Source organism: Salmonella sp. NW645 (assembly GCF_051703725.1).
Lineage (GTDB): Bacteria > Pseudomonadota > Gammaproteobacteria > Enterobacterales > Enterobacteriaceae > Salmonella > Salmonella enterica.
The window spans coordinates 1-20,277 of record NZ_JAMMKR010000015.1 but is presented as its reverse complement, the minus strand read 5'-3'; the positions used below and the strand labels follow the sequence as shown (position 1 = coordinate 20,277).

The following is a 20,277-nucleotide window of genomic DNA, read 5'->3' as shown; positions in this document are numbered from 1 at the left end:
GTTAAATGGTGGAGGGGTATTTATCCCTCCACCAGCTTCATGCTGGATGCCGAATTCCGGGTCGCTTGCCTACAAGGAAAGAAAATGCCAGCGATTATTTCATTAATCTATTTGATGTTTAGTCTTTTGGTATTTACAAAAAAGATAACCATTTCAAACGTTCTGTCCGCTTTTTTATTGTTTCTATCGTTATATATACTTCACCATAAATCATTACTGATATTTATTTATTGTCTTATTATTATTGTCGCCACCGTTATTCTTCATCGAGTCAAAATCAGCGCGGATAAAAAAGCCGTATTTTATTTTTCAATGCCATGCTGGCTCTTGATTTTATCTGTAATTATAAATTTAATGAATAAATAAATTATTTTTTTATGACTCTTGTTTCTCGTATTATTGGTGAAAACTCATTATCACTGTTTATATGAATAAATTGTCCAGTTTTTGCATTATATTTTGCCATCGCACAGGGAAGACTATTACCGCCGTTAGCCATAACAAATTTTGCTTTTGTATTACGATAAAGATTGACGCCAGGAATGGGGGCCTGCCCGAATGTATAAGGCGTTGGGACACTTACATTATGTTTTTTTGAGAACCACTTTGCTAAAATCCCGCCAACGCCATCAACCGGCATAATAAAAGTAGAGAATCCACAATACTCAAAATTGAAATTTTTTACCATTGGGTTTGGTTTTTTCTGTAACATTGAATCCAAATGTGACTTTAAATTTATCCCATAAATCTAACTTATTAAAGTCTATTGGTCCGCTATTATAAAATGCCTGCTGTTCATACATTAAATGATAAACCTGGTTTATTGATTGTTTACGCGTGACATTTTAAATTATTAAATGGAGTATTTAATTCCATTAAGGTCTTTGTTTGCTCTTGTTACAGGAATTATAAATATGATGCCATTTGTGGAATAAAAATAAAGTTAATAAATTATTTATTTAATTGCTCACTAGTAGGATATTTATGTATCCATCGGTTAATGCTTAGTTTAACATCTTTTAGCTGACAGCGATTGCAACGCTAAAAAACATGTGCTAATAATCATCATGTAAAATATGTAATGAAGTAAGTATGGAGCATTTAATTTTTATGATCCCACCATTAAATAGATATGTTCCCGCGCTTTCAAAAAATGAATTGGTTAAAACTGTTACCGACAGGGACATTCAGTTTACAATTTTTAATGGAAAAGATTATCCCTTGTGCTTTTTAGATGAGAAAACCCCTCTTCTTTTCCAGTGGTTTGAGCGGAATCCTGCTCGCTTTGGGAAAAATGATATACCTATAATTAACACAGAGAAAAACCCCTACCTTAACAATATCATTAAAGCAGCAACAATTGAAAAAGAACGTCTTATAGGTATTTTTGTAGATGGTGATTTTTTTCCGGGACAAAAGGATGCTTTTTCAAAACTTGAGTATGACTATGAAAACATAAAAATCATATATAGAAATGATATTGACTTTAGCATATACGATAAAAAATTATCAGAAATTTATATGGAAAATATTTCTAAGCAAGAATCCATGCCAGAAGAAAAAAGGGATTGTCATTTACTGCAGCTATTGAAAAAAGAATTGAGTGATATTCAAGAGGGTAATGATTCATTAATTAAATCTTACTTGCTGGATAAAGGCTATGGATGGTTTGATTTTTACAGGAATATGGCTATGTTAAAGGCTGGTCAGTTATTTTTAGAGGCGGATAAGGTTGGGTGTTATGATTTATCAACAAATAATGGGTGTATATATCTCGATGCTGATATGATTATCACGGAAAAATTGGGGGGGATATATATTCCGGATGGAATCGCTGTTCATGTAGAAAGGATAGATGGCCGTGCTTCTATGGAGAACGGGATAATAGCTGTTGATCGCAATAACCACCCGGCTTTACTTGCTGGATTGGAAATAATGCATACTAAATTTGATGCTGATCCCTATTCTGATGGTGTATGTAATGGAATTAGAAAACATTTTAATTATTCTTTAAATGAAGATTATAATTCTTTTTGCGATTTTATTGAGTTTAAGCATGATAACATTATAATGAATACCAGTCAGTTTACGCAAAGTTCATGGGCGAGGCATGTGCAGTAGCGGAAATGGCAATAATCATGCTATTGAATACATAAAATATTGACATAAACTATCAAGTTTCGGCGAAAAAATATTTGATGCTCAGTTTTCTCTACTACAACGCCACTTTAAAATCGCAGTGCTGTTCAGAACGGAGATATACGGCATTCCTTGTGAAATATGGGAGTAAGAAGAGCTTAAATAATTTAATTGGTTATTAAATAACAATTTTATTTATACAGATATCTGTCAGATTACATCTGGCTTAAATTTTTCTCAGCCCAGATGCGTTTTCCATCAAGTAACGTTACCATCGGCGTCCGGCCGCAACACATTTTTCCCTGATGGGTTCGCCCCTGATTCCCGTTGTTCTGGGGCATCATTTTATGGACAAAAACGATCAGCAGACACGGTTGGAAGAGGGGGGCGCCAGCGAAATTACAGTCAGGAACGCTGCCCAAAAACTTCAAGTTCACCGCTATTTCGATAATCCAGTGGCCAGCCCTCGGTCGTCAATTACTGATGAAGGGGAGAAGGCTGGGCAAAAATGAGGAAGGGATACTTTGCCCTGGTCAGCTTCTGTTGCTGACGATGACAAAATAAAAAAACGGGAGGTCGATAACAATCTCCCGTTTTTCACATTACGTACTCGCTTGTGAAATACTAATGCGTTTACATACGGGTTCACCGCATTTGCGAAGTGCGCCCCAGCCAACTGTCCCAGTCTTTCCAGACGGGCTGTAACCCTTGCGCGCTTAACGCGCTTGCTACGGTTTCAGGCCGACGGGCATCGTGGGGAGAAAACTGCTCAAGTTCCGGATGATCGTCAGCGTAGCCACCGGGCTGGGTTTTCGAGAAGGCGCTAACGTTGTTGATCGCCAGCGGGATCACGTTATCGCGAAACCACGGCGATTCGCGGGTGGAGAGTGATAATTCAATTTCCGGTGCCAATAACCGGAAAGTGCAAATCGTTTGCACCAGTTGCTTTTCATCCATCACAGATGCGGGTTCCACACCGCCAGTACACGGACGCAGACGCGGGAAGGAAACAGAATAGCGACTCTGCCAGTAGTGTTTCTGCATCCACAACAGATGCTCCGCCACCATATAGCAGTCCACCCGCCAACTGTCAGAAAGCCCAATCAGCGCGCCAAGACCGATTTTGTCGATACCTGCCCGACCTAACCGATCCGGCGTTTCCAGCCGCCAGAAAAAGTCCTGTTTCTTTCCCTTCAGGTGATGCTGTGCATAGATTGCCTCATGGTAAGTTTCCTGATAAACCATCACGCCATCGATCCCCAGCGTTTTGAGCTCCGCATAGTTTTCTTGCGACAAGGGCTGGACTTCCATCTGTAATGATGAAAATTGACGGCGGATAGCCGGTAAATGACGACGAAAATAGTCCATGCCTACTTTGGCCTGATGTTCGCCAGTCACCAGCAACAGATGCTCAAAGCCCAGTTTACGGATAGCATCGCACTCCCTTTGAATATCCACCTCATCCAGCGTTTTACGCTTAATGCGGTTGCTCATCGAGAAACCGCAGTAGGTACAGTCGTTGGCGCACAGGTTCGAGAGATAAAGCGGCACATAGAAACTGACGGTGTTGCCAAAGCGCTGGCGGGTAAGTTTTTGCGCGCGCTGCGCCATCGGTTCCAGATAATCGGCGGCGGCGGGGGAGAGCAGCGCCATCAAATCGTCCCGGCTAAGATGCGCTGCGTTCAGCGCGCGCTCCACGTCGGCGGCGGTTTTACCGTTGATACGCAGGCGAATATCGTCCCACTCCAGTTGCCGCCATCGGTCGGTGAAGGTTTTCATGCTAACGCCTCCAGAAACCCGGTGAGCGGGCTGGTGGCGCTGGCCTGCGAACTTTTGCTTCCTGGCACAGCCTGGCGCGCCAGTACTCCCGCTTCTACAGCCAGGCGGAAAGCGGTTGCCATCATCACCGGGTCATCCGCCACGGCAATTGCGGTGTTGACCAGTACCGCATCTGCGCCCATTTCCAGCGCCTGCGTCGCGTGGCTGGGGACGCCGATCCCGGCGTCGACCACCACCGGTACGGTGGACTGCTGGATAATAATCTCCAGCATCGCTTTGGTTTCCAGCCCCTGATTCGAACCGATAGGCGCGCCAAGCGGCATCACCGCCGCGCAGCCGACCTCTTCCAGCCGCTTGCACAACACCGGATCCGCGCCGCAGTAGGGCAGCACCACAAAACCCTGCTTCACCAGCGCCTCGGCGGCTTTTAGCGTTTCAATCGGGTCCGGCAATAGCCAGCGGGCGTCCGGGTGGATTTCTAATTTCAGCCAGTGGGTACCCAGCGCTTCACGCGCCAGTTGGGCGGCGAAAATCGCCTCTTCGGCAGTTTTCGCCCCTGAAGTATTGGGCAGCAGCGTGACGCCCGCTTCAATGAGCGGCATGAGGATAGCGTCGTTGTGCTGACGTAAATCCACGCGCTTCATCGCCAGCGTCACCAACTGGCTGCCGGAGGCGCGAATCGCCTCGACCATCAGCTGCGACGAAGCAAATTTTCCGGTGCCGGTGAACAGATGTGAATTAAACGTTTTGTCGGCAATACGTAACATCTCAACCTCCTGCTATAACGTGAAAAAGCAGGATCTGGTCGCCTTCCTGCACGATATGTTGCCGCCATTGCTCGCGTGGCAGGATCTGCTGATTGAGCGCCAGCGCCGCGCCCGGTTTAAGCTGATTAAGCGCAGCAAGCAGCTCATTGACGGTTTGCCCTGCGGCGCACTGCATCGGTTCATCATTGAACTGAATCTGCATGTTGCCCTCCGCAGACCGGACAGCCGCTGGCACGACGCAGCGCCAGGCTGCGCCACTGGCTGGTTTTACCGTCAAACAGGCGTAGCTCGCCACTCGGCGTTTCCATCCCGCTGAGTAATTTGATTGCCTCCAGCGCCTGCAAAGTGCCCATCACGCCAACAACCGGTCCGACGATACCGGCGGTACGGCAGTTGCGTTCAGGCTCGACATCGTCCGGCCACAGGCAGCGGTAACAGCCTTGTTCCCACGGTGGTGTGAGGACCATTAGCTGGCCGCCAAAGCCGACGGCGCTGGCGGAAATTAACGGAGTGTTGAGCGCCACGCAGGCGGCGTTAATTTCCTGGCGCGTGGCCATGTTGTCGGTACAGTCGAGCACTACGTCGGCACGCGCGACCGCATGTCGGAGCGCCTCGCCTTGCAGCCGCTGTTGGAGCGACACCAGTTCGATATCCGGGTTGAGCCGTGTCAGGCGCTGCCGGGCAACCTGAGATTTTGAACCTGCGATATCATCGGTGGTAAATAGAATCTGGCGCTGCAAATTGCTCAGATGAATGTCGTCATCGTCTACCAGCGTCAGTTTGCCGATGCCTGCTCCCGTCAGATACAGCGCGGCGGGTGAACCCAACCCGCCTAAACCCACGATCAGGACATGACTCGCGAGCAACTTTTGCTGGCCTTCAATGGCTATATCGCCGAGCAGGATCTGGCGGCTATAACGCATAAAGTCACGGTCATTCATCGCCAACTCCCGCAATATCCAGTAACTGCGCGGTAGCGGCGCGCCAGTCGGCGGCCTGAGTAATGGCGCTGACCACGGCAATACTGCCGACGCCGGTCGCCAGCACCGACGGGGCGCGTTCAAGGCTGATGCCGCCGATCGCGACGGTCGGGTAATCCGCCAGTCGTTCAATATGACTGGCCAGCTGCGCCAGCCCCTGCGGGGCGGAAGGCATCTGCTTGGTTTGCGTGGGGAAGACATGACCCAGCGCGATATAAGAAGGCTTAGCGGCGAGCGCGATGTCTATCTCCATATCATCGTGAGTCGATACGCCCAGGCGTAGCCCCGCCGCCTGAATCGCCTCCAGGTCGGTGGTTTCCAGGTCTTCCTGGCCCAGATGCACGCCGTAAGCGCGGTGCTTAATTGCCAGACGCCAGTAATCGTTGATGAACAGCCGGGCGTCATAACGACGCCCCAGTGCGATGGCGGCGATAATGTCCGCTTCCACCTCTTCATCGCGTTTATCTTTGATACGCAACTGGATCGTGCGCACGCCCGCCTCCAGCAGGCGTTCAATCCATTGCACGCTGTCCACCACCGGGTAAAGCCCGAGGCGAAACGGTACGGTCGGGAAATCAGGCTGATACATCAGACTTCCTCCCGCTTGAGATAGATTTCGCCGCCTTTGGCGCGGAAGTTTTCCGACATATCCGCCATCCCGACTTCAATAGTTTGCGCGGCGGCGTAATCACGAACTTCCTGGCTGATTTTCATTGAGCAGAATTTCGGCCCGCACATCGAGCAAAAGTGCGCCACTTTGCCGGACTCCTGTGGCAGGGTTTCATCGTGCCAGGCGCGGGCGGTGAACGGGTCGAGCGCGAGGTTAAACTGATCCTCCCAGCGGAATTCAAAGCGCGCTTTCGACATCGCGTTATCGCGAATCTGCGCGCCCGGATGCCCTTTGGCTAAGTCAGCGGCGTGGGCGGCGATCTTGTAGGTGATCAGCCCCTGCTTCACATCTTCTTTGTTTGGCAGGCCGAGATGCTCTTTCGGCGTGACGTAACACAGCATCGCACAGCCGAACCAGCCGATCATCGCCGCGCCAATGCTGGAGGTGAAGTGGTCATAGCCCGGCGCGATATCGGTAGTCAGCGGCCCTAAGGTGTAGAACGGCGCTTCATGGCAGTGCTCCAGCTCTTCGGTCATGTTGCGCTGAATCATATGCATCGGCACGTGGCCCGGGCCTTCAATCATCACCTGCACGTCGTATTCCCAGGCGATTTTGGTCAGCTCGCCCAGCGTATGCAGCTCGGAGAACTGCGCTTCGTCGTTGGCGTCCTGAATCGATCCCGGTCGCAGGCCGTCGCCCAGCGACAGGGAAACGTCGTAGGCGGCGCAGATTTCACAAATCTCGCGGAAATGTTCGAACAGGAAGTTCTCTTTGTGATGCGAGAGGCACCACTTCGCCATGATTGAACCGCCGCGTGAGACAATGCCGGTCAGGCGCTTGGCGGTCATCGGCACGTAACGCAGCAGCACGCCCGCGTGAATAGTGAAATAGTCGACGCCCTGTTCGGCCTGCTCCAGCAGCGTGTCGCGGAAGGCTTCCCAGGTAAGATCCTCGGCGATCCCGTTGACCTTTTCCAGCGCCTGGTAGATCGGCACCGTGCCGATTGGTACTGGGCTATTACGCAGGATCCACTCACGGGTTTCGTGAATATAGCGCCCGGTGGAAAGGTCCATTACCGTATCCGCCCCCCAGCGCGTCGCCCACACCAGTTTTTCCACCTCTTCTTCGATAGAGGAGGTCACCGCCGAGTTGCCGATATTGGCGTTGACCTTCACCAGGAAGTTGCGGCCAATAATCATCGGCTCCGATTCCGGGTGGTTGATGTTGGCGGGGATGATGGCGCGTCCGGCGGCGACTTCATCACGCACGAATTCCGGGGTGATGTTTTCCGGCAGGCGTGCGCCAAAGCTCATCCCCGGATGCTGGTGGCGCAGTACTTCACTGCGAATGCGCTCGCGGCCCATATTTTCACGGATGGCGATGAACTCCATTTCGGGAGTGACGATCCCGTTGCGGGCGTAGTGTAACTGGGTGACGCGCTTGCCCGCTTTAGCGCGTTTTGGCGTCAGCAGGCCGGTAAAACGCAGATCGTCCAGGCCATCGTCGGCCAGACGTTCTCTGGTATAAGCCGAGCTACGGTCGTCTAATTCTTCGCTATCGTTACGTGCGTCAATCCATGGCTGGCGCAGTTTCGCCAGACCCTGCTGGACGTTAATCGCCACCTCAGGATCGCCATAGGGGCCGGAGGTGTCGTACACCGGCACGGCTTCGTTCTCTTCAAACTGCGGGTTGTCTTTGCTGCCGCCGATGAGCGTTGGGCTAAGTTGAATTTCGCGCATCGGTACGCGAATATCATGCTGCGAACCGGTCACGTAGATGCGTTTCGAGTTGGGAAATGCGGTGCCTTCCAGCGTATCGATAAAATGCTGGGCTTTAGCGCGCTGCTCGCGGCGGGTTAACGTTGTTGTAGACATAGCTCATTCCAAAAAATTAAGGACGTGGCTTGTCAGACGACGGATGGAGTAATGGATGTGCGCCGCCCGTAAAGGCAGCAGCATAAAGCAGAATTACTCTTGTTCCCTTCGCAGGTATTAACCTGATCAGGTTCCGCGGATCCCGAATTAACGGTCTCAGCCTTTTCCACTTCATCCTTCGCGCTGCCTCTTCGTTGGCTTCGTCCGCTCACTCCATTCACTTACTTATGTAAGCTCCTGGAGATTCACCGACTTGCCGCCTTGACGCATCACGAACGCTTTTGTGGAAAATTAGCACTCCGACAAGATAACCGCCCCTCCGAAGAGGGGGCTGAAGTAAACTACCTGTTACTCGCGCAGAACTCAAGCGGGACGTTTGACTCTGGCGCCGTCGTGCATCGCGTCAAACACCAGCATAATCAGCTTGTCTTCCAGCACAAAGCGGGCTTCCAGCGCTTCGCCGATATCTGACAAAGCTTGCTGAAATTCGAGACAATTATCGTGATCGATGGCAGTTTCCAGGCTGGTGTCGTAATAATCCATAATGCGCTGCGTATTATCTTCCAGCAGCGGCCAGATTTTTGCCGCATGTAAAAGCTGACCGTTTCCTTCCAATTTATGGAGAATACGTTCATAAATACTGAAGTGCCCGGCGGAAAGGTAATCGACCAGGCTCTGACAAAAATCATCCAGCGCTTTTTCATTCAGCCGCATGTACGATTCTTTGCCAGGCTTAATGCCAACCAGATTGTAGTAAGCCACGAGCAGGTGCTTACGTACATCCAGCCAGCGATCGACCAGTTTGTTGCTTCCGCCAACGCGCTCCGTCAGGTTTTCCAGCTGGTTTAGCATGATTGTCTCCGCAAGTTAGATAAAGGCTGCTCGCCATGAATGTAAAAATAATGTTAACAACATGCCAGTGAAGCAAAGGTAGTGCAAGAGCTATGGATCGTATAATTGAAAAATTAGAGAGTGGCTGGTGGATCGTCAGCCATGAACAAAAATTATGGTTGCCGTATGGGGAATTACCACACGGGCTGGCAGCAAATTTCGATCTTGTGGGGCAGCGCGCACTCCGGATAGGTGAATGGCAAGGCGAGCCCGTCTGGCTGGTGTTACAGCATCGACGCCATGATATGGGATCGGTTCGCCAGGTTATCGATCAGGATGCAGGGCTATTCCAACTGGCGGGACGTGGCGTACAGTTGGCGGAGTTTTATCGGTCGCATAAATTTTGCGGCTATTGCGGGCACCCTATGCACCCGAGTAAAACCGAATGGGCGATGCTGTGCAGCCATTGCCGCGAGCGTTACTACCCGCAAATCGCCCCCTGCATTATTGTTGCCATTCGCCGTGAGGATTCTATTCTACTTGCCCGGCATGTTCGCCACCGCAACGGCGTGCATACGGTACTGGCCGGGTTTGTTGAAGTCGGCGAAACCTTAGAACAGGCGGTCGCGCGAGAGGTAATGGAGGAGAGCGGCATTAGGGTGAAAAATCTGCGCTATGTGACTTCCCAGCCGTGGCCTTTCCCGCAGTCGCTGATGACCGCTTTCATGGCGGAGTACGACAGCGGCGATATCGTCATCGACCCGAAAGAGCTGTTGGAAGCAAATTGGTACCGTTATGACGATCTGCCGCTACTGCCGCCGCCGGGCACCGTCGCGCGCCGTTTGATCGAAGATACGGTGGCAATGTGTCGGGCTGAATATGATTGACATGTTACACTGGGCGCATCAACGCTAAAGGAATGTAAAAATGACCGAACTCAAAAACGATCGTTATCTACGTGCGCTGCTGCGCCAGCCCGTTGATGTTACACCAGTGTGGATGATGCGCCAGGCGGGCCGTTATCTACCGGAGTACAAAGCCACTCGCGCTCAGGCGGGCGATTTTATGTCGCTGTGCAAAAATGCCGAACTGGCCTGCGAGGTCACTTTACAGCCGCTGCGCCGTTATCCGCTTGATGCGGCGATCCTTTTCTCAGATATCCTGACGATTCCGGACGCGATGGGCCTGGGGCTCTATTTTGAAGCTGGGGAAGGCCCGCGCTTTACGGCTCCTGTCACCTGCAAAGCCGATGTCGATAAGCTGCCCATTCCCGATCCGGAAGATGAACTGGGTTATGTGATGAATGCGGTGCGTACGATTCGCCGCGAACTAAAAGGCGAGGTTCCGCTGATTGGCTTTTCCGGCAGCCCGTGGACGCTGGCGACTTACATGGTGGAAGGCGGCAGTAGCAAAGCCTTCACGGTGATTAAAAAGATGATGTACGCTGACCCGCAGGCGTTGCATCTGCTGCTGGATAAGTTGGCGAAAAGCGTCACGCTGTACCTCAACGCGCAGATTAAAGCGGGCGCGCAGTCGGTGATGATTTTCGATACCTGGGGCGGCGTGCTGACTGGCCGCGATTACCAGCAATTCTCCCTCTACTACATGCATAAAATCGTTGATGGCCTGCTGCGTGAAAACGACGGGCGTCGGGTACCGGTAACGCTGTTCACTAAAGGTGGCGGTCAGTGGCTGGAGGCGATGGCGGAAACCGGCTGCGACGCGCTGGGTCTCGACTGGACGACAGATATCGCCGATGCGCGCCGTCGCGTCGGCCATAAAGTGGCGCTGCAGGGCAATATGGATCCCTCGATGCTGTATGCGCCGCCGGCACGGATCGAAGACGAGGTAGCGACTATACTTGCTGGTTTCGGTCAGGGAGAAGGGCACGTCTTTAACCTTGGACATGGCATCCATCAGGATGTGCCGCCAGAACATGCTGGCGCATTTGTGGAGGCAGTGCACCGACTTTCTGCGCAGTATCACAACTAAGGAGTTAGTATGGATCTCGCGTCGCTACGCGCTCAACAGATAGAACTTGCTTCATCGGTTTGCCGCGAAGATCGGTTGGACAAAGATCCGCCAGCGTTTATCGGCGGGGCGGACGTCGGTTTTGAGCAGGGCGGCGAGGTGACGCGGGCGGCGATGGTATTGCTGAAATATCCGTCGCTTGAACTGGTAGAGTACAAGGTGGCGCGTATTGCCACCACCATGCCGTATATCCCCGGCTTTCTCTCTTTTCGTGAATATCCTGCGCTGCTGGCGGCGTGGGAACAGCTCTCGCAAAAGCCCGATTTGCTGTTTGTGGACGGTCACGGTATTTCGCATCCGCGTCGGCTTGGCGTCGCCAGTCATTTTGGACTGTTGGTGGACGTGCCGACCATCGGCGTGGCGAAAAAACGGCTATGCGGTAAATTTGAACCACTTTCCGCCGAACCTGGCGCACTTAGCCCCTTAATGGATAAAGGCGAGCAACTGGCGTGGGTATGGCGCAGCAAGGCGCGCTGTAATCCGCTGTTTATCGCGACGGGGCACCGGGTCAGTACTGACAGCGCGCTGGCGTGGGTACAGCGCTGTATGAAAGGGTATCGCCTGCCGGAGCCGACGCGCTGGGCGGATGCCGTCGCTTCCGGGCGTCCGGCGTTTGTTCGTTGGCAAGAAATTCAGCGCTGATTCAGGTAAACTGCCGCTAATTTCCGATTCGAGATTCCATCATGTTACAAAACCCGATTCATTTGCGTCTGGAGCGGCTGGAAAGCTGGCAGCACATTACTTTTATGGCCTGCTTATGCGAGCGCATGTACCCGAACTACGCCATGTTTTGCAAGCAGACGGAATTCGGCGACGGACAGATCTACCGTCGCATTCTGGATCTGATCTGGGAAACCCTGACGGTGAAAGATGCAAAGGTCAATTTCGATAGCCAACTGGAGAAGTTTGAAGAGGCAATTCCGGCTGCTGACGACTATGATCTGTACGGCGTTTACCCGGCGATTGATGCCTGCGTCGCATTAAGCGAATTAATGCATTCTCGTCTTAGCGGCGAAACGCTGGAACACGCTATTGAGGTTAGTAAGACTTCCATTACTACGGTGGCGATGTTGGAAATGACTCAGGCTGGTCGGGAAATGACCGATGAGGAGCTCAAAACGAACCCTGCCGTTGAACAGGAATGGGATATTCAGTGGGAAATATTCCGACTTTTAGCCGACTGCGAAGAACGCGATATTGAACTGATAAAAGGGCTCAGGGCAGACCTGCGCGAGGCTGGTGAGAGCAATATCGGTATAAATTTTCAGCAATGACACCAGAAAACGTGATTTAACGTCTGATTTGTCGTGCCATAAGGCTTCCCTTATGCCCCCCGTCTGGTCTACATTTGGGAGGCGAAAAAAAGTGGCTATCGGTGCGTGTATGCAGGAGAGTGCTTTTCTGGCATTTCCGTCGCACTCGATGCTTAGCAAGCGATAAACACATTGTAAGGATAACTTATGAACAAGACTCAACTGATTGATGTAATTGCAGACAAAGCAGAACTGTCCAAAACCCAGGCTAAAGCTGCTCTGGAATCCACTCTGGCTGCTATTACTGAGTCTCTGAAAGAAGGCGATGCTGTACAACTGGTTGGTTTCGGTACCTTCAAAGTGAACCACCGTGCTGAGCGCACTGGCCGTAACCCACAGACCGGTAAAGAAATCAAAATCGCCGCCGCTAACGTACCGGCGTTTGTTTCTGGTAAAGCGCTGAAAGACGCAGTTAAGTAAGACGCGTAGCTGTGAACAGTTTTATCGAAGGGGCTCGTCAGCCCCTTTTGTCTGTCTGGCGTCGCGCGTTTCTGTTTTCTGGCGCGCTGTTGCTGACTGCCTGCAGTCATAACGCTTCACCGCCTCCGTTTACTGCCAGCGGCTTTGCCGGCGATCACGGCGCGGTGCGTATCTGGCGTAAAGATACGAACGATGAAGTCCATCTGCTTTCTGTTTTTAGCCCGTGGCATAGCGGCAGCACGACGACCAGCGAATATCGTTGGCAGGGTGATACGCTTTCGCTTATTGAACTCAATATTTACAGCAAACCGCCAGAACATATTCGCGCGCGTTTCGACGCTCATGGCGAACTCAGTTTTATGCAGCGTGAAGTTGGGGGGCAGAAGCAGCAGCTTTCCAACGATCAGATTGCCTTGTATCGCTATCGCGCCGAACAAATCCGTCAGACCAGCGACGCCTTGCGCCTGGGGCGGGTCATACTACGCCAGGGACGCTGGCACGCCGACCATACGGTAACCACCTGTGAAGGTGAAACGCTGAAACCGGATCTGGATTCCTGGGCAATAAGCCACATTGAGCGCCGCCAGAACCGCTCATCGGTAGAGGTGAGCGTAGCATGGCTGGAGGCGCCGGAAGGATCGCAACTTTTGCTGGTGGCGAATTCAGATTTCTGTCACTGGCAGCCGCAAGCGAAAACCTTTTGATGGAATACCGAATGGCGAAGCCGCCATTCGGCAAACATGCTTTACCAGTTTCCCATACCCATATGACCGCCGCCGCGATGATAACCGCCGCCATAGCCGCCGCAACCGCCATAGCCCATTCCTGCGCCGCGTGGTATGCCAGCCTGCGCCATCGCGACATCCCGTTTCACGCGTTGCTCATCTAACTTCTGGCCTAATGACTCCATCTCTTTGGCAACCGCATTAATTTTCGCAGTATCCGGCGAACTGGCGGTCAGTAGCGCGTTATATTCATAACGTTTGGATATCAGTTGCTGGCGCAGCGCGCTGGTCTGCGTATAGTAATCATCATAAATCTTCTGCGCCGTCGCCTGCTGTTCCGTGGTCAACGGGCTACCTCCCTGTTGCCACATACCGTCATTGTTGCCCCAGTGATGTCCGGCGAAGGCGGCGCCGGAGCTCAGGGCCAAAAGAGAGAGGGCGATTAGCGCGATAGCTGATTTATTGTTCCGTTTCATTTTGCGTTCTCCTGTTGCTCATCTTATCCTCTCTCTTGCATCTTCCGTGCCAGGTAACTATTCCTTGTCGGGCAGCGAGTTAACCCGCTTCAGGCGGCAAAAAGCGAGTAAAAATGACTCGCATGACCCGCCTGGCGAGTCATTTTTACCCACCCGTATCCGAAAGGGTGTGCGACAACGCGCGGTTATGCGGAGCGCAGAATGGCATGATCTCTGCTTAAGTAAGGAAAATAAAAACGAGCCGGGGAAGCCTGTGAGTTTTATACGATTACATAAAGATGCCGCTGCAACGTGGTTGAGTCGGCTGTTACCTGCGGCGATCTTCATTCTGGTGGGGCTATTTTCCATTATGGTCATTCGCGACTATGGCCGTGAGAGCGCTGCCGCCAGGCAGACGCTGCTGGAAAAGGGAAATGTACTCATTCGCGCTCTGGAGTCCGGCACGCGAGTAGGTATGGGAATGCGGATGCATCACGCGCAGCAGCAGACATTGCTGGAAGAGATGGCGGGTCAGCCAGGCGTGTTGTGGTTCGCCGTAACGGATGCGCAGGGGGTAATCATTACTCATAGTAACCCTGGCATGGTGGGCAAATCGCTCTATTCCACATCTGAAATGCATCAACTAAACCCCGGGCCGCAGGAGCGTTGGCGGCGTGTCGACGTTGCTGCTAACGGCGAGACGGTGCCTGCGCTGGAAATTTACCGCCAGTTCCAGCCGCTTTTCGGTATGAGAGGTCACGGTATGAGGGGGCACGGCATGTCGCGTAGCGCCAATGACGACGAACCAGCGAAACAAACTATTTTTATTGCCTTTGACGCCAGCGAGCTGGCCGCGACACAGGCAAGGGAGTGGCGTAATACGCTGATTGTTTTGTCTGCGTTAGCGACGGTGCTGTTGGCAACGTTACTGGCGTTTTTTTGGCATCAGCGTTATCAGCGCTCGCACAGAGAACTGCTTGATGCAATGAAGCGTAAAGAAAAGCTGGTGGCGATGGGGCATCTGGCGGCGGGCGTCGCGCACGAAATTCGTAACCCGCTCTCGTCCATCAAAGGGCTGGCGAAATACTTTGCCGAGCGCACGCCAGCCGGCGGCGAGTCGCATGAACTGGCGCAGGTGATGGCCAAAGAGGCCGATCGTTTGAACCGGGTGGTAAGCGAATTGCTCGAACTGGTAAAGCCCGCGCATCTGACGCTCCAGGCGGTTAACCTCAATGATATTATTACTCACTCCCTGAATCTGGTCAGTCAGGATGCCCAAAGCAGTGAGATTCAGTTGAGATTCACGGCGAATGAGACGCTTAAGCGTATTCAGGCTGACCCGGACAGGCTGACTCAGGTGCTGTTGAATTTGTACCTGAACGCTATTCATGCGATTGGCCGCCAGGGAACGATTACCGTAGAGGCAAAAGACAGTGGGACCGACCGCGTTATCATCACTGTTACCGATAGCGGGAAAGGGATCGCCCCGGATCAGTTGGAGGCGATTTTTACACCTTATTTTACGACCAAAGCTGACGGGACAGGCCTGGGGCTGGCGGTGGTGCAAAATATCATCGAACAGCATGGCGGCGCGATTAAGGTGAAAAGTATTGAGGGTAAAGGCGCGGTCTTTACTATCTGGTTGCCAGTGATAGCGAGACAACAGGATTAACAAGGGTGATACGCGGAAAAATCGATATTCTGGTTGTGGATGATGATGTAAGCCACTGCACGATTTTACAGGCTCTGCTTCGGGGTTGGGGCTATAACGTCGCTCTGGCCTACAGTGGGCATGATGCGTTGGCTCAGGTGCGTGAGAAAGTCTTTGATCTGGTACTGTGCGATGTGCGTATGGCGGAGATGGACGGTATCGCCACGCTGAAGGAGATTAAAGCGCTCAACCCCGCCATTCCGATTTTGATTATGACGGCATTCTCCAGCGTGGAAACGGCGGTAGAGGCGTTGAAAGCCGGCGCGCTCGACTATTTAATTAAACCGCTGGATTTTGACCGTCTGCAGGAGACGCTGGAAAAGGCGTTGGCGCATACGCGGGAAACGGGCGCTGAATTGCCATCGGCGTCGGCTGCGCAGTTTGGCATGATTGGCAGCAGTCCGGCGATGCAACATTTACTGAATGAAATCGCGATGGTCGCACCATCAGACGCCACGGTATTGATTCACGGAGACTCCGGCACGGGTAAAGAGCTGGTGGCGCGGGCGCTACACGCCTGTAGCGCCAGGAGCGATAGACCGCTGGTCACGCTCAACTGCGCCGCGCTTAATGAATCGCTGCTGGAGTCTGAGCTGTTCGGACACGAAAAAGGCGCGTTTACCGGCGCGGATAAACGTCGGGAGGGACGCTTTGTCGAAGCTGACGGCGGGACATTGTTTCTTGATGAAATCGGCGATATCTCGCCGTTAATGCAGGTACGTTTGCTGCGGGCGATTCAGGAGCGCGAAGTGCAACGCGTGGGAAGTAACCAGACGATATCTGTGGATGTTCGGTTAATTGCCGCTACCCACCGCGATCTGGCGGAAGAGGTGAGTGCCGGTCGCTTTCGCCAGGATCTCTATTACCGCCTGAATGTGGTGGCGATTGAAATGCCTTCTTTGCGCCAGCGTCGGGAAGATATTCCGCTACTGGCAGACCATTTTCTGCGGCGTTTTGCCGAACGTAACCGCAAAGCGGTGAAGGGGTTTACGCCGCAGGCGATGGATCTGCTGATCCACTACGACTGGCCGGGCAATATCCGTGAGCTGGAAAACGCTATCGAGCGGGCGGTGGTGTTGCTGACGGGAGAATACATTTCTGAACGCGAATTGCCTCTCGCTATTGCCGCGACGCCGATAAAAGCGGAATACAGTGGTGAGATCCAACCGTTGGTCGATGTGGAAAAAGAGATCATTCTGGCGGCGCTGGAAAAAACGGGCGGCAACAAAACGGAAGCCGCCCGCCAATTGGGCATTACGCGCAAAACGCTGCTGGCTAAACTCAGCCGTTAGTTTTGCTCACGCTCGATGGCGCGCCAGCCGATGTCGTTACGGCTGAAGCTGCCGTCCCAGCGGATGTCGGTCATCAGGGCGTAAGCGCGTTTCTGCGCCTCAGCCACGGTGTGACCCAGCGCGGTGGCGCACAGGACGCGTCCGCCGCTGGTCAACACGCGGTCGTCATCGGCGAGTTTGGTGCCCGCGTGGAAAACCTTACCGTCAGCCACTTCTTCCAGCGGCAGACCGTGGATCTCGTCGCCGGTGTTGTAGCTGCCCGGATAACCGCCCGCAGCGATCACCACGCCTAATGAAGCGCGTTCGTCCCACTCGGAGGTTTTCTCATCCAGCTTGCCGTCACAGGCGGCGAGGCAAAGATCCACCAGATCCGACTTCATGCGCAGCATGATCGGCTGGGTTTCCGGATCGCCGAAGCGGCAGTTGAACTCGATAACTTTCGGGTTGCCCTGCTTGTCGATCATCAGACCCGCATACAGGAAGCCGGTATAGGTGTTACCTTCCGCGGCCATGCCTTTCACGGTTGGCCAAATGATGCGTTCCATGGTGCGCTGATGCACTTCATCAGTTACCACCGGCGCTGGTGAGTAGGCCCCCATACCGCCGGTGTTCGGGCCGGTATCGCCGTTGCCGACGCGTTTGTGGTCCTGGCTGGTGGCCATCGGCAGCACGTGCTCGCCGTCGACCATCACGATAAAGCTCGCTTCTTCGCCGTCGAGGAACTCTTCAATCACGATACGGTGGCCCGCGTCGCCAAAGGCGTTGCCTGCCAGCATGTCATGGACGGCGGCTTCGGCTTCTTCAAGCGTCATCGCCACGATAACGCCTTTGCCCGCAGCCAGACCATCGGCCTTGATGACGATCGGCGCGCCTTTCTCGCGCAGATACGCCAGGGCAGGCTCAATCTCGGTGAAATTCTGGTATTCCGCCGTCGGAATCTGGTGACGGGCGAGGAAATCTTTGGTGAAGGCTTTGGAGCCTTCCAGTTGGGCGGCCCCTTCGGTTGGGCCGAAGATCTTCAGGCCCGCCGCGCGGAACGCATCGACCACGCCAATCACCAGCGGCGCTTCCGGGCCGACGATGGTCAGATCAATCTTCTCGTCCCGGGCAAAGCTCAGCAGCGCCGGAATATCGGTGACGCCGATAGCCACGTTCTGCAACGCGGGCTCCAGCGCGGTACCGGCGTTACCCGGTGCGACAAAAACGGTATCAACCAGCGGCGACTGTGCGGCTTTCCAGGCCAGCGCGTGTTCGCGCCCGCCGTTACCAATGACTAAAACTTTCATCGTCTGCTCCCTGAATTAATGGCGGAAGTGGCGCATGTCGGTGAAGATCATCGCAATACCGTGTTCATCGGCAGCGGCAATGACTTCATCATCACGGATAGAACCGCCTGGCTGGATAACGCAGCTCACGCCGACAGCGGCAGCGGCATCAATACCATCGCGGAACGGGAAGAACGCGTCGGAAGCCATGGCTGAGCCTTTCACTTCCAGACCTTCATCAGCGGCTTTAATCCCGGCGATTTTGGCGGAGTACACGCGGCTCATCTGGCCTGCGCCTATACCGATGGTCATGTTCTCTTTGGCATACACAATAGCGTTGGATTTCACGAACTTGGCTACCTTCCAGCAGAACAGCGCGTCACGCAGCTCCTGCTCGGTCGGCTGGCGTTTGGACACCACGCGCAGTTCAGCTTCACTCACCATACCCAGATCCCTGTCCTGAACCAGCAGGCCACCGTTAACGCGTTTGAAATCCAGGCCCGGAACGCGGCTTGCCCATTGGCCGCAGGTCAGAACACGGACGTTCTGCTTGGCAGCGGTGATTTTCAGCGCTTCTTCGCTTGCGGATGGGGCGATGATCACTTCGACAAACTGACGAGAAATGATGGCCTGTGCGGTTTCCGCATCCAGCTCACGATTAAAGGCGATAATGCCGCCGAACGCGGAGGTCGGGTCGGTTTTATAGGCGCGATCGTAAGCGTCGAGAATAGAGGTACTTACCGCCACGCCGCACGGGTTAGCGTGCTTGACGATTACGCAGGCTGGCTCGTTGAACTCTTTCACACACTCCAGCGCCGCGTCGGTATCAGCGATGTTGTTATAAGAGAGCGCTTTGCCCTGCACCTGTTGTGCGGTGGCAACGGACGCTTCTTTCACATTCTCTTCTATATAGAAGGCAGCTTGCTGGTGGCTGTTCTCGCCGTAGCGCATATCCTGCTTCTTAATGAAGTTCAGGTTCAGCGTACGCGGGAAGCGACCGGCGGCTTCTTTGCTTTCACCGTGGTAGGCCGGAACCATGCTGCCGAAGTAGTTAGCGATCATGCTGTCGTAGGCGGCGGTGTGTTCGAAGGCTTTAATCGCGAGATCGAAACGGGTGTCGAGGGTCAAAGAACCTTCGTTAGCGTCCATCTCTTTAATAATGGCGTCGTAGTCGCTGCTCTTCACCACGATGGCCACGTCTTTATGGTTCTTCGCGGCGGAGCGCACCATGGTCGGGCCGCCGATATCGATGTTCTCTACTGCATCTTCCAGCGAGCAACCAACGCGTGCAACGGTTTCGGCGAACGGATACAGGTTAACGACAACCATATCGATAGGGGCGATGTGGTGCTGTTCCATAATGGCATCGTCCTGGCCGCGACGGCCGAGGATGCCGCCGTGTACTTTTGGATGCAGGGTCTTTACGCGTCCATCCATCATTTCCGGGAAACCGGTGTAATCGGAAACTTCGGTCACCGGCAGGCCTTTTTCTGCTAACAGGCGGGCGGTGCCCCCCGTAGACAGCAGTTCCACACCGCGTGCGGAAAGAGCCTGGGCGAATTCGATGATACCGGCCTTGTCAGAAACACTGAGCAGAGCGCGGCGGACTGGACGACGTTGTTGCATGGTAAATCCCCTGGATTTGACGATTACAGAGAGCGTTAGCTGAATTTTTGCGTAAAAACTCAGCTAACGCCCCTTATGGGGCATTCTCATTTTGCGGCGACATTGTAACGAAAACGTTTGCGCAACGCTCGCGAATTTTTCTTTTTAAATTCTGGCCCGGCTTTTATCCCTGAAAGATCGTTTGCAGAGTGAGAAGATCCAGGAAATGAACGCGCATTTTGTGGATAAGTCTGTGCGTAAATGGGTATAACCAGGGGTTTTGCTGGGGAATGCAGCAAACAGTCATTTTTCTGCAATTTTTCTATTGCGGTCAGCAGAGAACTCCCTATAATGCGCCTCCATCGACACGGCGGATGTGAATCACTTCACACAAACAGCCGGTCGGTTGAAGAGAAAAATCCTGAAATTCAGGGTTGACTCTGAAAGAGGAAAGCGTAATATACGCCACCTCGCGACGGT

At 53.1% G+C, this 20,277-nt stretch carries 21 protein-coding genes and 2 pseudogenes; 11 read left to right on the top strand and 12 right to left on the bottom strand.

Annotated elements, in window-relative coordinates; all coding sequences use genetic code 11:
• Positions 1-39 precede the first annotated feature (39 nt).
• A complete protein-coding gene (locus NA389_RS21290) occupies positions 40-366 on the top strand; it encodes a hypothetical protein (protein ID WP_001663249.1) in 327 nt (108 codons plus the stop codon).
• A 1-nt stretch (position 367) separates the two neighbouring features.
• Here NA389_RS21290 and NA389_RS21285 read toward each other — a convergent pair whose 3' ends face one another.
• Complete coding sequence (locus tag NA389_RS21285; RefSeq protein WP_031607738.1) at positions 368-712, bottom strand: hypothetical protein; 345 nt, start codon at positions 710-712, stop codon at positions 368-370.
• Between the two features lie 380 nt (positions 713-1,092).
• Here NA389_RS21285 and NA389_RS21280 point away from each other — a divergent pair, with 380 nt between their 5' ends.
• Entirely contained in the window at positions 1,093-2,121 is a 1,029-nt protein-coding gene (locus NA389_RS21280) for a type III secretion system effector arginine glycosyltransferase SseK1 (protein ID WP_071645708.1), read from the top strand.
• A gap of 233 nt (positions 2,122-2,354) precedes the next feature.
• Here the strand turns inward: NA389_RS21280 and NA389_RS21275 are convergent.
• Positions 2,355-2,462: pseudogene (locus tag NA389_RS21275) on the bottom strand (IS481 family transposase); the annotation flags it as partial.
• Between NA389_RS21275 and NA389_RS21270 the strand changes: the two are divergent.
• Positions 2,445-2,631: pseudogene (locus NA389_RS21270) on the top strand (hypothetical protein); the annotation flags it as partial. The pseudogenes NA389_RS21275 and NA389_RS21270 sit on opposite strands and share 18 nt — an antisense overlap.
• A 153-nt stretch (positions 2,632-2,784) precedes the next feature.
• On the opposite strand, the gene thiH reads toward NA389_RS21270, so the two are convergent.
• The 7 genes from thiH to rsd all read right to left on the bottom strand — a co-directional run bounded on the left by thiH (position 2,785) and on the right by rsd (position 9,001).
• The gene (gene thiH, locus NA389_RS21265; RefSeq protein WP_000847568.1) at positions 2,785-3,918 is read right to left on the bottom strand and encodes a 2-iminoacetate synthase ThiH; all 1,134 of its coding nucleotides are present in this window, start codon (positions 3,916-3,918) and stop codon (positions 2,785-2,787) included.
• A complete protein-coding gene (gene thiG / locus NA389_RS21260) occupies positions 3,915-4,685 on the bottom strand; it encodes a thiazole synthase (RefSeq protein WP_000944126.1) in 771 nt (256 codons plus the stop codon). The genes thiH and thiG overlap by 4 nt, the downstream gene beginning before the upstream one ends.
• A gap of 1 nt (position 4,686) precedes the next feature.
• On the bottom strand, positions 4,687-4,887 hold the full coding sequence (gene thiS / locus NA389_RS21255; RefSeq protein ID WP_001166828.1) for a sulfur carrier protein ThiS: 201 nt from the start codon (positions 4,885-4,887) through the stop codon (positions 4,687-4,689).
• Entirely contained in the window at positions 4,868-5,626 is a 759-nt protein-coding gene (locus NA389_RS21250; RefSeq protein WP_000999766.1) for a HesA/MoeB/ThiF family protein, read from the bottom strand. The genes thiS and NA389_RS21250 overlap by 20 nt, the downstream gene beginning before the upstream one ends.
• Complete coding sequence (thiE, locus tag NA389_RS21245; RefSeq protein ID WP_000284649.1) at positions 5,619-6,254, bottom strand: thiamine phosphate synthase; 636 nt, start codon at positions 6,252-6,254, stop codon at positions 5,619-5,621. The genes NA389_RS21250 and thiE overlap by 8 nt, the downstream gene beginning before the upstream one ends.
• Positions 6,254-8,149: a phosphomethylpyrimidine synthase ThiC gene (thiC, locus tag NA389_RS21240; protein ID WP_000108417.1), complete on the bottom strand. Its 1,896-nt coding sequence runs from the start codon at positions 8,147-8,149 to the stop codon at positions 6,254-6,256. Before thiC ends, thiE begins: the two co-directional genes overlap by 1 nt.
• Before the next feature lie 363 nt (positions 8,150-8,512).
• Positions 8,513-9,001 carry a sigma D regulator gene (gene rsd, locus NA389_RS21235; RefSeq protein ID WP_000934315.1) on the bottom strand — a complete coding sequence of 163 codons (489 nt, stop codon included), beginning with the start codon at positions 8,999-9,001 and terminating at the stop codon, positions 8,513-8,515.
• 92 nt (positions 9,002-9,093) lie between these two features.
• Between rsd and nudC the strand changes: the two genes are divergently transcribed.
• The 6 genes from nudC (at position 9,094) to NA389_RS21205 (ending at position 13,448) form a co-directional block, all read left to right on the top strand.
• Positions 9,094-9,867: an NAD(+) diphosphatase gene (nudC, locus tag NA389_RS21230; protein WP_000373963.1), complete on the top strand. Its 774-nt coding sequence runs from the start codon at positions 9,094-9,096 to the stop codon at positions 9,865-9,867.
• 40 nt (positions 9,868-9,907) lie between these two features.
• Positions 9,908-10,972, top strand: a complete 1,065-nt coding sequence (gene hemE / locus NA389_RS21225; RefSeq protein ID WP_000137619.1) for a uroporphyrinogen decarboxylase — start codon at positions 9,908-9,910, stop codon at positions 10,970-10,972.
• 9 nt (positions 10,973-10,981) lie between these two features.
• Positions 10,982-11,653, top strand: coding sequence for a deoxyribonuclease V (gene nfi / locus NA389_RS21220; protein WP_000362359.1), 672 nt, complete (start codon positions 10,982-10,984; stop codon positions 11,651-11,653).
• Between the two features lie 41 nt (positions 11,654-11,694).
• Entirely contained in the window at positions 11,695-12,285 is a 591-nt protein-coding gene (locus tag NA389_RS21215) for a YjaG family protein (protein WP_000940086.1), read from the top strand.
• Between the two features lie 186 nt (positions 12,286-12,471).
• Entirely contained in the window at positions 12,472-12,744 is a 273-nt protein-coding gene (gene hupA / locus NA389_RS21210; protein WP_001044509.1) for a nucleoid-associated protein HU-alpha, read from the top strand.
• 11 nt (positions 12,745-12,755) lie between these two features.
• Complete coding sequence (locus NA389_RS21205; protein WP_001083932.1) at positions 12,756-13,448, top strand: DUF1481 domain-containing protein; 693 nt, start codon at positions 12,756-12,758, stop codon at positions 13,446-13,448.
• Positions 13,449-13,489: 41 nt separating this feature from the next.
• Here NA389_RS21205 and zraP read toward each other — a convergent pair whose 3' ends face one another.
• Positions 13,490-13,945 carry a zinc resistance sensor/chaperone ZraP gene (zraP, locus tag NA389_RS21200; protein WP_000828129.1) on the bottom strand — a complete coding sequence of 152 codons (456 nt, stop codon included), beginning with the start codon at positions 13,943-13,945 and terminating at the stop codon, positions 13,490-13,492.
• Positions 13,946-14,198: 253 nt separating this feature from the next.
• On the opposite strand from zraP, the gene zraS reads away from it, so the two are divergent.
• Both zraS and zraR read left to right on the top strand, forming a co-directional pair.
• Positions 14,199-15,596 carry a two-component system sensor histidine kinase ZraS gene (gene zraS, locus NA389_RS21195; protein ID WP_001647053.1) on the top strand — a complete coding sequence of 466 codons (1,398 nt, stop codon included), beginning with the start codon at positions 14,199-14,201 and terminating at the stop codon, positions 15,594-15,596.
• 5 nt (positions 15,597-15,601) lie between these two features.
• A complete protein-coding gene (zraR, locus tag NA389_RS21190) occupies positions 15,602-16,927 on the top strand; it encodes a sigma-54-dependent response regulator transcription factor ZraR (RefSeq protein ID WP_000617938.1) in 1,326 nt (441 codons plus the stop codon).
• Here zraR and purD read toward each other — a convergent pair.
• Together purD and purH are read right to left on the bottom strand one after the other, a co-directional pair.
• Entirely contained in the window at positions 16,924-18,213 is a 1,290-nt protein-coding gene (purD, locus tag NA389_RS21185) for a phosphoribosylamine--glycine ligase (RefSeq protein ID WP_000866786.1), read from the bottom strand. The genes zraR and purD overlap by 4 nt on opposite strands.
• A gap of 15 nt (positions 18,214-18,228) precedes the next feature.
• Positions 18,229-19,818: a bifunctional phosphoribosylaminoimidazolecarboxamide formyltransferase/IMP cyclohydrolase gene (purH, locus tag NA389_RS21180; RefSeq protein WP_001187520.1), complete on the bottom strand. Its 1,590-nt coding sequence runs from the start codon at positions 19,816-19,818 to the stop codon at positions 18,229-18,231.
• Positions 19,819-20,277 lie beyond the last annotated feature (459 nt).